Below are 12,965 nucleotides of genomic sequence, written 5' to 3'. Positions count from 1 at the left end.
GCACCATGATCGAGTTCGGGTCACCGCTGGACCGCCGCAGTGTCGCGGTGGCCGGTGCCCGGGTCGCAAGGGGAAATGCGGCGCCGAACGCAGCGTTCGACGGGCGAGTGTCCAGGGGAAGAATTCTGATGAGGGGAACCACCGTGCTCGCACCACGCGCGCTCCGGATCGCGGCGATGGTATCGGCCATCGCTGTCGGTCTCGCCATGGGGTCAGGCGCCGCTGCTGCCGGAATCGACAGCAGCAGTACTGTTCTCGACGGCAAGAACCGCACCGTCGAGGCGATCCAGTCCGACACCCGGATCGACTTCGTCGCACCACTGGACGGCAATCCGCTCACCCGCGAATGGTTCCACAGCGGCGCGGCCTCCTACCTGGTCACCGGCCCCGACGCCGAGACCTGGTCCGGTCGCATCACGCTCGGCTATCAGGTCGGCTACCCCGCCACCCTCGACGGCAGGATCAAGTTCGAGTGGTCCACCCCGAGCCTCGGCCTCGAGGTCGGCGCCGACGGCCCCACCGTGAAGCTCGACGGCCTCATCCCGCGCGCGGGCATCGAACTCGCCGCCGGCTTCGGCCCCGGCATCCAGGAGGTCGAGGTCGCGGGCGGTGATATCGCCGGAGCCGAAGGTGTACTGCGTCTTTCGGGTTTCCACGGCACTGTCACCGGTGTGCTCGGCCAGACCAATGTCCGCCCATTCGTGCGGATCGTCGGCTCGTCCGGCGACACCGTCGTTACCTACGGCAAGACCTTCTCGATCTGATCACGACCCGATGGACCCGGCGAGCGAACTCACTCGCCGGGTCCATCGCTGTCACGGTGCCGTGCCGAGCAGTGCGTCGAGCATCTGCGGCAGCGTGCGGGACCGATCGTGTGCCGCCGCGACACGAGCCCGACCGTCCTCGTGCAAGCGCGACCGCAACCGCGGGTCACCGGTGACCCGCTCGATCGCCGCCCGCAAGGCGACCGGATCAGCGGGGGGAACGCACACCATGACGCGGTCGTCGGCGTAACCACCGTGATCGGTGGCGATCACCGGGACACCCAGGCTCATCGCCTCGAGGACGACGAGCTGACCGGCCTCGGGCAGCACGCTGGCCGAGATCACCGCGTCCCAGCCCCGCAGGGTGGTCATCGCGTCGACCTGACCGAGAAAGGCGACCCGACCGGCGAGGTCGGGCTGTTCGGCGCGCTCGCGGAGCTCGGCCAGATACGTCACGTCGCCGGGCAATGCCCGACCGGCGATTTCGAGTCGCACCTCGGGCAACCCCGCGACGGCCTCCAGCAGAACGTGGTGGCCCTTCCATGAGGTCACCACCCCCAGGATGCCGACCACCGGTGGCGTGCGCTCGATGACGGGCGCGGGTTCGACCGGCCAGGTCACGCCGTTGCACACGACATCGACATCGAAGCCGCGCCGGCGCAGCGGCTCCGCGGCGGTCTCGGAGACCGCGATGGCGTGGCCCACCGCGGCACGACCGGCCCAGGCTGCGCCGTATTGCCGTCGGCTGGCGAGGATGTCGTGGACCAACCAGGCCGCCGAGCGCCGATGCGGACAGGCCAGCGCCAGCGCGGGCAACGCCATGGTCGAATTGACAATGATCCGGGTTCGGCTGTCGCGCAGCGGCTTCCGAAGCCGCCGCGCCGCACCGATCCAGTTCTTCAGCATCACCAGCGCGGCGGTCAACCGGCGCAGGCCCCGTTCACCCGCCAGCCCCAGCCCGGCGATGCCGATGTGCTCGACTGCGGCGGGCAGCCGTTCCCGCAACGGACCATCCGGGCAGGCGACCCGCACCCGGTAGCCACGTTCCAGCGCCAAGTCCACGAGGGCCAGCATCACGTTCTCCGCGCCCGACGCCTGTCCGGTGTGAGCGACGAATACCAGCTCGCGCCCGTGGTCACTGTCCGGCACGGAGCACCTCCGCGCGGGCGCGGACCTGCGCCAGTGCCGGTTTCGCCGAATAGTCGCGACGGAGCATGCCGAAGTTGTCCTCCAGGTTCTGGCGATCGTCGCCCGCGTCGATCAGGGAGTAGACGAAAACAGGGCCGATATTGGGCATCGCCGCCATCGAGTCCAGGCCGCCGCCGAGTATCTCGGCTTGGGTCTGCTCGTCGACCGCGCGTGCTCCGGTACCGGTCGGCGCGCCGAATTCGGTGGGCCACAACCGCTTCGATGTGTCGCCGCGCGCGTCCATGATCGCCCGAATTCGAGTCAGGTTCTGGAAGGCGTTGTCCCGGCTCGGTGACGAGGGCAGTTCCGGATAGGAGTAGGGGTGCACCGCGATGGCGTCGAAGTCGAGAGCCGAGCCCAGCGCGTAGAGGCGCTCGATGAACGTCGACGGCGCGATGTCGCGGCCGTTGTCGGCGGCGGGCGCCAAGCCACCGACCAACACCTGACCACCCGGCTGGCGGGTGCGCACGGCCGTCGCCGCCTGGTGGAGCAGCTGGGCGTACAGACCCACATGGGGCAACGGCGCGAAGAAGCTGGTGACATTGGGCTCGTTCCAGACCTCCCAGTGCTTGATCTGATCGCGGTAGCGCTCGACCGCGTCGGCGACGAATTGGCCGAACAGCGCGGGGTACGGGGCGACCTTGTTTCCGCCGGGCCCCGGATCCTGACGTGCCCACGGCGGTGAGTAGGTGAGGATGGCCAGCACGTGCAGCCCATGGGCGCGCGCCGACCGCACCACCCGATCGGTCATCGACCAGTCCTTGCGGCCACGATCGTGCTCGATGAGCGACCAGTCCAGATCCATCCTGATCCAGGTGGCGCCCGCGTCGACCACGCCCTTCATCTGGCGGTCCAATTCGCCGGTGCTCAGTGTGAGCCACGAGTGCCCGCCCGCGATGCCGAGTCCGGTCTCGTTCACGCGCTCATCGAGCACGGTCGACATCGTCGGTGTCCCGCATCCGAGCAGGGTGAGGGTGAGAGCCACGGTGGTGATCATCCGAGCGAATCGCCACAGTGTCATCAGATTTCGGCCCTCGCACGCTTCGTATCGTCAATCCGTCGGTCCAGCGCACAACGCAGCCGGCGAGGAAAAGGTACAACACACCGGCCACCGTCGAGGTGACAATCCACGGCGGCTCCCACCGCTGCTGAATCATCGTCGCGGGGACGATCACCGCGACGGCGACGGCGCTGACCGACACCACCGAGGTGACCGGGATCAACCGCCCGATCCGCACCGTGGCGACGAGCGCGAGCCACACCCCGATCAGCAGAACGACGTTGGCCATCAGACCGGCGACGGCCGCGCCTTCGAACGACAGCCACGCGATCAGCGGCCACGACAACGCCAGGTCGACCGCCAACGCGAGCAACGCGATCCAGGGAATCAGGTAGTTGCGCCCGGCAGCCATCAGCGCGACCAGGCCCAGATGGGCCAGCGCGCCGAGCAGTCCGCCGATGATCTGGTAGCGACTCGCGTCGACCGCGGACACGAACTTCGCACCGAAGAGCAGGTCGATCACCTGGGTCGCGACCGGCCAGAAGGCGACCAGCGCGGCAAGACCGAGGGCCGTCAGCGCGGCACCCGACTGGCGGAAGTAGCGCCGGAATCCGGTGGGGTCGGCCGGCCATACCGCGATCAGCAGCGTGGTCAACGGGGCGACGACAGCGATCGCCGCGGTGTCGACGAGGTCGGCGAATTTCATGCCGACCGCGAACATCCCGACGGATTCGAAGGTGTCGAAATGACCCAGCAGCAGCAGGCCGACCTTCTGCAGCATGATGATCAAGGCCAGGCCGATGCTCAACGGCAGCGCCTCGCGCAGCATGCCGCCCCACCAGCGCAGTTCGACGCGGCGCGCCGGGATCGGTCCACCGAGCCCCCGCCCCACGCCGACGATCTTGATCGCGATGGCGATCAGTTCGTACACCACGGCGGGGATCACCACGATCAGCAAGGTCGGTGCCCACAGCACCGCCACGACGGTCAGCGCCACCTGGACAAGGCGGGCGATCGACTCCGCCGCGGCGACCAAGGTCAAGCGCATGGTCGACTGGAACAGCACGGTGAGCGCGTTGCTCGGCGTCGCGACCACCACGACCAGCCCCGCGATGGCTGTCGCCGCGATGACCTGCGGTGGACAACCGAGCACCACCACATAGCCCAGGGCCACCCCGTAGCCCAGCAGCCCGAGTACGGTCCGCAGCGCGATGAACGAGCTCGCGATCTCGGCGACCTCGGCGGGCTCGCCGTGCACGAGTTTTCCGATGACCGCACGCCCGACACCCAGATCGGTGACGATCGCGAGCATGCCGAGCAGACCGAACACGAAGGAGAAGTAGCCCCATTCGACCGCGGGCAGCATGCGGGCGGTGAGCATGGTGCCGAGCAGGCCGAGCACCGCGGCGAAGATCCGGCTGGCCAGCATCGCGGCGGTGTTGTTGGCGGCGGCCCGGCCCGACAGCGCGGCGCGGCCACCGATCGGGCGATCGGGAACCGACGGTTTCGCCTCGGTCGTCACGGAATCAACCCGGCGCCGCGATAGGCGCCGACCGTCGCCTCGGCGGTGGCCCGCCAGCTCAGCGTCGACGCCGCGGCGAGACCACGCTCGCGCAGTGCGGTGTTACCGACGCTGTCGTGCAGCAGTGGGCGCACGGCCGCCGTCCACGACTCGACATTCGCGCGCGCGACCAGCACGGCGCCGTCGCCACAGACCTGTGGCAGCGCGCCGACCGCGCTGGCCACCACCGCGCCACCGCACGCCATGGCCTCCACCGGCGGCAGCCCGAATCCTTCGTACTCCGAGCAGTAGGCCACCACGGTCGCGGCCGCGTACAGCGCGGGCAGATCGGCGGCGTCGACATAACCGAGACCGATCGCGGTGGCCGGGGCCTGCGGACCGGTGGATCCGGCCCCGGCCAGCACGAGCGGAATGTCGAGGGCACGCGCCACTTCCGCGAGCATCCCGACCTGTTTGCGCGGCTCGACGGTCCCCACCTGCAGGATGAATCGAGGCGGCAGGTCGTAGTCGGCACGCACCCGGTCCACCGCGGAGGCCTCGGGGACGCGCGCCCAGTCGGCGGGAGCGAGCGGCACGACGACCGCCGCACGGCCGAACTTGTCCGCGATCCGTTCGGCGGTGAATTCCGATACCGCGATCAGCAGATCGGCCCGCATCAACGACGTCCGGACCAGCAGCTGTTCTCCGCGCGCCCGATAGCGGCTGAACGCCCACGGCACATCGAAAACCGACAGGTCGTGCACCGTGGCGACCGTGGCGCGCGGCCCGACCAGCGGAAGGTCGACATCGAGGCCGTGGAACACATCGAATCCGCGCAGCGGCGCGACGCCGTGCCACGCGCGGCGAGCACCCGCCGCGACCGGCCGCGACACCGCCGAAACGGTGGACGGCAGCGAACTCGCCGCGTCGGCTTGGACCAGCGCCGACAACTCGGCACCCGGCAACAGCGCGGGCAACTGCGCCAGCAGTTCCCGCTGATACGTCGATACCCCGGCGCCGTCGGGTCGGTAGGCCAACGCCCCGAAACACACGGTGGGCCGGCTGTTCGCAGCAGAATTCATGACACCTGTTCGGGGACGGGGCTGCGCTCGACTGCCTGGGCTGGGGAGTGCTGGGAGACCGCGCAGCCGACGACCGCGGCGAGCAACCAGAAGTAGAAATCGCTGGGAAAGATCTCGAAGTAGCTCGACGCGACCGCCGCGACCGCACTCGACAACACGGCCGCCGCGACCCCGAGGGCCAGTGCGGCGTCGTTGCCGGTCATCGTGCGCGCCGAACGCAGCGCGAGCAGATAGATCACCACCAGGATCGCGCAGAACAACCACACCCCGATCGGCCCGAGTTCGATGAGCAGCTTCACGTAGTAGTTGTCGGGTTGGTACGGGCGCCCGTAGATCTGGACTTCGCCGGTGGCATAGGGCAATTTCTCGGCGGCCGGGCCGAGCTCGGCGACGAGTTGGGCCGCCTTGGCCGCCCCCGTGGAGCCGAGGCCCTCACCGAACGGATGACTCGGAACCGTTCTGGTCACGACCTTCCACCCGGTCTCGCGCGCGGCCAGGCTGTCCGAGGACAACAGCGAACTGCGCGCCTGCGACGACGCCCCGACGCCGGCCACCACGATCAACACGACCCCACCGATGATCACCGCTTTGAGTTGTCGCCGATAGCGGACAACCGCGAGCACCAGCACACCGATCAGCAACCCGAGGAGCGCGGCGCGCACGACGCTGGCCGCGACACCGGCCACCAGCACCGGAGTCGTCAGCAGGAACAGTCGATTGCGTAGCCGTCGCGGCGCGGCCAGCGCGACTGATCCGCCCACCAGCAAGACGGTGACCAGATAGAACGCGAACGGGAACGGTTGGTTGAACGATCCGAACGAGCGCATCAGACCACCGGAGAACCGGATCGTCTCGTTGAATTTGTAGCCCATCTCCGCGAGCCCGGCGGGCCCGATCGCCTGCTGCGCCAAGCCGAAGACCGCGATTCCGACCGACTCGACCATCATGATCGTGATGAGCAGATCGCGATCGCGCGCGGTGAACGGCCGCAGGTACAGGATCAGCGGCACCACGATGAAGTAGAAGAACGTGATCTTGATCGCGAAAATGCCCAGAATTCCCGCTGTCAGGAACGCCGAACCGACCCCGAACACACACAGCACCACGCCGATCGACCACCACGGCAACGCCGGACGCGGGTCGACTCGCCCGTGGGGCACGAACGCCGCCACCGCGAGGGTGAGCAGCAGCATCGCTTCTTTCCAGCCGTCGACCCGCATCCACGCCGGCGCGATCAGCAGCAATCCGTTGAACGGCACCAACGCCGCCACCAGCAACACCCCGCGTTGGGGCCGATGCCAGATCCAGCGCAGGAAGACCCATGCCACCGGCAAGGCCACCACGTACAACAGGGAGCTCACTGCCGCGCGCCTCGCCCGAACAACCGCGCGGCCCGCGCCGATACCCGGACCAGCGCCTGGCGCAGCACGCGACCGTCGCCGATCAGGACATCGATCACACCGACGCGGTCAGCGAACTGCCGATGGTGATGGTGGTTGAACCGCAGCACGTCGGCGAATTTGCTCGCCGACGATGTCGTACTCGAGTAGTTGAACACCGACGCGCGGTTGATCGCGAGCACCCGATCGTGGCCGAAGAACTCTCCGCGTCCGCACAGCCGCGCGACCAGGTCGACATCCATCGCGTACAGGAAGTCCGCGCGAAAACCGGTGGTAGCGGCGAAATCAGCGCGACGGAACAGGAACGCCGCGGTCGGGCACACGTCGTCGGGTAGTTTGCGTACGAGCGTGCGCAGTACGGTCTGCGACGAGCATCGGCCCACCAGTCCTGGCAGCCCGCGCCCCCGTGCGAGGACCACACCGTCGTCGTCGACGACGTCGAACTTGGCGCCGGCGACCGCGATCTCGCGATCGCTCATCGACTCGACCTGCGCCGACAGGCAGCCCGGGGCGATCATGTCGTCGGCGCAGACCAGCTTGACCAGCTCGCCGCCGGCCAGTTCGATCGCCCGATTCCAGTTCTGCTCGATCGGCAAGGTGGTGTCGTTGGTGTACAACCGAATGCGCGCATCGTCGAACGCCCGCACGAGATCACCCGTGCCATCGGTGCTCGCGTTGTCGACGACCACGATCTCGAGGTCGTCGAAATCCTGCGCGCTGATCGACTCCAGCGTCTCGACAATCGTGCGCGCCGCGTTGAAGGCCGGTACACATACCGACACTCGAACCCCCACAGCCGTTACCCCTCAATGACATCCATTTGCCGACGGCTCAGCCGTCCCGCACCCATCAAGGGCGAACGTAGATCAGACTACCTGGAGGGTCGCGCGGATGTTCGCCGTGGAATTCCCAGCGACTTACCGGACAGTGAACAGTGCAGGTTCGGCGGGGTTCGGCCGCGTTCGCCGACGCGACCGTCCGGCCGACCTGAGGTATCGTCATCGCAACTCGGTCGTGCCGAAGTGACGGCCGTACCGGCTTCGGGGGCCGGTGATCGAGAAGTGTTGATGCGTGAAATGTGGGGGAAGTGTGAGCAGTACCGAGTCGCCGTCGACCGCCGACCTCGACTCCGGCGGGCGGTCGATGCCCGTGGTGAACATCGCGGGCCACCTCCGCCAGCTGATCCGGGTCCTGCCGTTCGCCCTGGTCGCCGCGATCATCGTCGGCGGCGCGGTGTGGTTGGTTCGTGACGGGAGCGAGCGGACCTACCAGGCGAGCATCACCGTCCAGATCTCGCAGCCCTCGATCGGCGCGGTGTTCAACGAACTGACCCAGCCCTACATCGTGATGGTCACCGATACTCGCGTGCTCTCGGATGTGGTGAAGAACGGGCTCGCACCCTCGGAAGCGGATCTGCGCTCCCGGGTGTCGGCGATGACCGGTCCCGCGCCGTCGTTGCTGATCATCACCGCCGAGGCCGGCTCGCCCGAGCAGGCCTCGAAATTGGTCGTGGCGGTCGAACAGTCGCTCGACAGCGTCGGTTCCCAGATGCGGACCGAGGCGATCGCCCGGTCCGCAGCCGACCTGGAGGCACACCGGCGCGCGGTCGAGGACACCTTTTCCAAGCGGCTCTCCGATGATCCGCTGCGCCCGGAGTTGAGTTTCGACGCCCGTGACGTCGCGCGCGAGACCGAGTTCCGCCAGGTACTCGGCCCGGCGCGTCTGACGGTGCTCACCGCGCCCTCCTGGGAACTGGTCGCCCCGCACCCGGTGCAGGAAGGGCTGTTCGCCGCGCTGGCCACAGTGATCGTGGTCGCCGAAGGTCTGGTGCTGGCCGGGGTGGCTCGTGGCCGTCGACGTGGCGGCAAGAAGCCTGCCGATCCCACGGGGGTCGACATCGACAAGGTCGCGCCCACGCCGGAAACCCGAGCACCCGAAAACCGTGCTCCCGCGGTGGAAACCCGTGCACCCGCTGCCGATTCCCGGATGCGCGCGTCGCCGACTCCCCCGGCGTCGTTCGACACGCCGCCACGCCGCGCTGCCCCGGTCACCCCGCGCTCGGCCACCCTCTCGCACGATCCCGAGACCATGGCGCTGCCTCGGGTCGGGTACACGCCGGGCAGTCCGCGCGCGACTCCCACCGAACCACGCGACAGCTAGCTCCGCGGCGTGACCATCTCCTACCGAAGCAAACAACGGCCGAGCGACCGCGAATTGTCACAGCTGACCCTCGGCCCGGTGCGACACAACGGCCACGAGATCCGATTGCGCCCACCCCGGATGTCGGATTTCGCCGCGTGGCGCGAGATCCGACTGCGTGATCGCGCCCATATCGAACCGTATTGGAGCACCTCCCCGCTGCCGTGGGAACGACGGCACACCGCGCGGCGCTGGGCGCGCGAATGTCTGCTGGCCCGTGCCGACATGCGCGCCGGACGCCGCTACGCGGGTGCGATCGAGGTCGACGGACAATTCGTCGGACAGTTGGAGTACTGCGTCATCGACACTGCGACGAAAACCGCCGAGTCCAGCGCCTGGATCGACGCCCGCTGGGCAGGCCACGGGGTGATCACCGTGGCGGGCGCGATGCTGCTCGACTACGGGGTCACCGCGCTCGGGCTGGTACGCGTTGTCGCGCCGATCTCGCCCGCCAACCTGCCCGCCGCCGGATCGGTGCGCGCCCTCGGCTTCCGTAAGGAAGCCACCATGGCCGTGGCCTTCGACGCGGGTGGGTCGCTGCGTGACCACGCGTTGTGGGCGTGGACCGCACGTGACAGTTCGACCCCCGAGACTTTCGCGGTTGCGCCACGGTTCCCGGCGCCAGCAACCGATCCATCCTCGCGCACCGGTGGGCCCGCACCGGCGATCATCGCGATCGCCGCGCTGCGGCTGTTCCTGTGGATGGTCGTTCGCCGTCTGCGTCGATACGCGTTCGCCCGGGCGGTGCGGATCACCGTCAGCGGCGCACCGAACATCGCGGTGCGCAGCCTGTCCCGCACCGACCGGGTCGACTGGCAGGCGGCCGCTACCGCACACCGCGCCCGGCTCGCACCGACCGACCGGCGCCGGCATCGGCGCGAGTGGCACCGCGCCCTGCGCAACGCCCGTCACGGGTTGCGGTCACCCGGCGGGCTGGTCCTCGTGCTCCGCACCGAGGGCCGGTACGCCGGGGAGATCCGATTGTTCGAACCGACGATGACCGGGCGCGTCGCCCGGCTGTCGGCCTGGGCGGATCCCGAGCTCGTCGAGGCCACGCAGCTGGGGGCGGCGCTGCGGGCGGTCGCCGAACACGGGTTCGACGAACTCGGGCTTCGGCGGATCGCCGCCGAAGTCCCCAGCGCCGACCCCGCGCCGAACACCGCTTTGACTGCCGCCCATTTCACCGAAGAAGGTGTGCTCCACGACCATTGCGGCCCCACGGGCGTCCGCGCCGACCATCGCCTGTGGGCCCTGACCACACCACCGAGTCACGGAGGTCGCCGCTGATGCGAACGTTCCAGCGCAGCAATGAGATCCAGGCCCGCCTGCACGATCTGGTGCCGGGCGGCGCGCACACCTACGCTCGTGGCGCCGATCAGTACCCGGAGAACATGGCGCCGATCCTGGTGCGCGGCAAGGGCGCGCACGTGTGGGACGCCGACGGCAATCGCTATGTCGAATACGGGATGGGGTTGCGGTCGGTGACGCTCGGCCACGCGTACCGACCCGTGCTGGACGCGGTGTCGTCGGCCATCGCCGACGGGGTCAGCTTCACCCGCCCCACCGAGCTGGAACTGCTGGCCGCCCAGGACTTCCTGGATCTGGTCCCCGGCGCCGACATGGTGAAGTTCACCAAGAACGGTTCCGACGCGACCACCGCCGCGGTGCGCTTGGCCCGCGCGGTGACCGGACGCGACCGCGTCGCGGTCTGTCAGCAGCCTTTCTTCTCCGTCGACGACTGGTTCATCGGCACCACACCGATGTCAGCTGGTATCCCCCTGGTCGACACCGTGACCTTCCCCTACAACGACCTCTCCGCGCTGCGTCGAGTCCTGGCCGCGGCGCCGATCGCCGCCGTGGTGATGGAACCCGCGACGGCCACTGGAGAACCCGAACACGGCTACCTGTCTGCGGTCCGCGACCTGTGCGACCGGTACGGCGCCCTGCTGGTCTTCGACGAGATGATCACCGGTTTCCGCTGGTCGGCGGGTGGCGCGCAGGCCGTATACGGCGTCGCCCCCGACCTGTCGTGCTGGGGCAAGGCGATGGGAAACGGTTTCCCCATCGCGGCGCTGGCGGGCAAACGCGAGTTCATGGAACGCGGCGGGCTTCGGACCGACCACGACCGCGTGTTCCTGCTGTCGACCACGCACGGCCCGGAGACCGCGTCGCTGGCGGCATTTCGCGCGGTGGTGCACGCCTACCGCACCGAGGACCCGGTCGCCCGGATGGAAGCGGCCGGTAGCCGGTTGGCCGCGGGAGCGAACGCGATCGCCGCCGAGCTCGGCATCGCCGGGCACCTGTCGGTGACGGGGCGCCCGTCCTGCTCCATTTTCCGTACGCACGACGCCGATGGTGTTGCTTCCCAAGCCTTTCGAACCCTGTTCATCCAGGAGATGCTGACCCGAGGCGTCCTCGGTCAGTCGTTCGTCACCTCGGCCGCCCACGACGACACCGCCGTCGACCACACCATCGCCGCGTTCGCCGAGGCCGCTCGGGTGTACCGCACCGCCCTCGCCCGTGGCACCGTCGACGGCCTGCTGACCGGTCGCCCGGTCGCCCCCGCCCTGCGTCGCACCGCCGCGCCCCGACAGATCGAAGCGAGCACCCGCCGATGACCCGTGTCGCCATCGTCCACGAACGTTTCACCGAGTTCGGCGGCTCCGAGGCTGTGGTCGGCGAATTCGTCGAAACCTGGCCCGATGCCGAGGTTTTCGCACCGATCGTCGCGCCGGGCGGCCTGCGCGAGCCCGTGCGCACTGTGCACGACACCTGGCTCAGCACAGCGCACACCTACACCGGCGGCAGGCACGCTCCCCTGCTCCCGTTGGTCCCGCGCGCGCTGCGGCGAATGCCGTTGCGCGACTTCGATGTCGTGGTGATCAGCCATCACGCGTTCGCCACCCAGGCCGCCTTGGCCACCGACGCACCGGTGGTCGCCTACGTGCACTCCCCCGCCCGCTGGGCGTGGGATCGCGAATTCCGCGCACAGGAGGCAGGCGGTCGTATCGGGCAGCTGGCGCTGGGCGCGCTGGGCACCCTGGCCCGGCGGGGCGAACTGCGCGCCGCCCCGCGGCTCACCCACGTCATCGCCAACTCGCACGCGGTCGCCGAGCGGGTCACCGAATGGTGGGGGCTGCCCGCCTCGGTCGTCAACCCGCCCGTGCAGGTCAGCCGCTTCACCCCTGATCGGTCGGTGGCACGCGAGGACTTCTTCCTGTGCGCGGGCAGGCTCGTGCCCTACAAGCGCGCCGACCTCGCCATTCGCGCCGCGCAGCGGGCCGGGGTTCGCCTGGTGGTTCTCGGCGAAGGCCGGTTCCGCGCGCAGCTCGACGAGATCGCGGGCTCGGAGACGACCTTCCTCGGCGCCACCTCCGGCGAGCTGTTGCAGGACATGTACCGGCGCTGCCAAGCCCTGCTCATGCCGGGCATCGAGGACTTCGGCATCGTCCCGGTGGAGGCGATGGCCTGCGGCACGCCCGTGCTCGCGGTCGGTGCCGGTGGCGCCCTCGATACGGTGCGCCCCGGCGTCACCGGCGAGTACGTACCGGCCGGATCCGATGCGGACGTCGTCGCGGCGCTGGCCGACGTGATGGGCGAATTCCGCTCGGCGTCCTACGATCCCGTGAAGATCCGCGAGCACGCCCGCACCTTCGCCCCCGAAGTGTTCCGCACCAGGATCGCGAGCACTGTCGGCGACGTCCTGGCGGATCGGTAGCGACATGTTGTCTGAAACTCTCGGTTACTGAAAGTATCTGTCACACATACCCTTTGACCTGCGGCGATGGGTGACAATTCCCACACGGTGATACCACGCCATCAGCTTGCCCG

General features: G+C 69.0%; 11 protein-coding genes. 5 read left to right on the top strand and 6 right to left on the bottom strand.

The window, feature by feature from the left end; genetic code table 11:
• The first annotated feature begins 128 nt into the window (after nt 1-128).
• Nucleotides 129-764, top strand: a complete 636-nt coding sequence (locus ACFQ9R_RS18070; protein ID WP_378991893.1) for an MspA family porin — start codon at nt 129-131, stop codon at nt 762-764.
• Between the two features lie 51 nt (nt 765-815).
• Here ACFQ9R_RS18070 and ACFQ9R_RS18065 read toward each other — a convergent pair whose 3' ends face one another.
• From ACFQ9R_RS18065 to ACFQ9R_RS18040, 6 genes are read right to left on the bottom strand one after another with little or no spacing between them, the layout of a single operon-like run.
• Nucleotides 816-1,913 (bottom strand): glycosyltransferase family 4 protein, encoded by a 1,098-nt coding sequence (locus ACFQ9R_RS18065; RefSeq protein WP_378991892.1) that lies wholly within the window; start codon nt 1,911-1,913, stop codon nt 816-818.
• On the bottom strand, nt 1,900-2,937 hold the full coding sequence (locus tag ACFQ9R_RS18060; RefSeq protein ID WP_378991891.1) for a beta-xylosidase: 1,038 nt from the start codon (nt 2,935-2,937) through the stop codon (nt 1,900-1,902). Before ACFQ9R_RS18060 ends, ACFQ9R_RS18065 begins: the two co-directional genes overlap by 14 nt.
• A complete protein-coding gene (locus tag ACFQ9R_RS18055; protein ID WP_378991890.1) occupies nt 2,876-4,474 on the bottom strand; it encodes an oligosaccharide flippase family protein in 1,599 nt (532 codons plus the stop codon). Before ACFQ9R_RS18055 ends, ACFQ9R_RS18060 begins: the two co-directional genes overlap by 62 nt.
• Entirely contained in the window at nt 4,471-5,535 is a 1,065-nt protein-coding gene (locus ACFQ9R_RS18050; RefSeq protein WP_378991889.1) for a glycosyltransferase family 4 protein, read from the bottom strand. The genes ACFQ9R_RS18055 and ACFQ9R_RS18050 overlap by 4 nt, the downstream gene beginning before the upstream one ends.
• The gene (locus tag ACFQ9R_RS18045; RefSeq protein WP_378991888.1) at nt 5,532-6,896 is read right to left on the bottom strand and encodes an O-antigen ligase family protein; all 1,365 of its coding nucleotides are present in this window, start codon (nt 6,894-6,896) and stop codon (nt 5,532-5,534) included. The genes ACFQ9R_RS18050 and ACFQ9R_RS18045 overlap by 4 nt, the downstream gene beginning before the upstream one ends.
• On the bottom strand, nt 6,893-7,717 hold the full coding sequence (locus ACFQ9R_RS18040; protein ID WP_378991887.1) for a glycosyltransferase family 2 protein: 825 nt from the start codon (nt 7,715-7,717) through the stop codon (nt 6,893-6,895). The genes ACFQ9R_RS18045 and ACFQ9R_RS18040 overlap by 4 nt, the downstream gene beginning before the upstream one ends.
• A gap of 307 nt (nt 7,718-8,024) precedes the next feature.
• Here ACFQ9R_RS18040 and ACFQ9R_RS18035 point away from each other — a divergent pair, with 307 nt between their 5' ends.
• The 4 genes from ACFQ9R_RS18035 to ACFQ9R_RS18020 are packed head-to-tail and all read left to right on the top strand — an operon-like array spanning nt 8,025 to nt 12,852.
• A complete protein-coding gene (locus ACFQ9R_RS18035) occupies nt 8,025-9,095 on the top strand; it encodes a hypothetical protein (protein ID WP_378991886.1) in 1,071 nt (356 codons plus the stop codon).
• Between the two features lie 9 nt (nt 9,096-9,104).
• Nucleotides 9,105-10,421 (top strand): GNAT family N-acetyltransferase, encoded by a 1,317-nt coding sequence (locus ACFQ9R_RS18030; RefSeq protein ID WP_378991885.1) that lies wholly within the window; start codon nt 9,105-9,107, stop codon nt 10,419-10,421.
• Nucleotides 10,421-11,752 carry a glutamate-1-semialdehyde 2,1-aminomutase gene (locus ACFQ9R_RS18025; protein WP_378991883.1) on the top strand — a complete coding sequence of 444 codons (1,332 nt, stop codon included), beginning with the start codon at nt 10,421-10,423 and terminating at the stop codon, nt 11,750-11,752. The genes ACFQ9R_RS18030 and ACFQ9R_RS18025 overlap by 1 nt, the downstream gene beginning before the upstream one ends.
• Nucleotides 11,749-12,852, top strand: a complete 1,104-nt coding sequence (locus ACFQ9R_RS18020) for a glycosyltransferase (protein ID WP_378991881.1) — start codon at nt 11,749-11,751, stop codon at nt 12,850-12,852. The genes ACFQ9R_RS18025 and ACFQ9R_RS18020 overlap by 4 nt, the downstream gene beginning before the upstream one ends.
• Nucleotides 12,853-12,965 lie beyond the last annotated feature (113 nt).

Origin of the sequence: Nocardia sp. NPDC056541 (assembly GCF_042794235.1) — a bacterium.
Lineage (GTDB): Bacteria > Actinomycetota > Actinomycetes > Mycobacteriales > Mycobacteriaceae > Nocardia.
The sequence above is the reverse complement of the archived record's forward strand: the minus strand, read 5'-3'. Positions and strand labels throughout refer to the sequence as shown.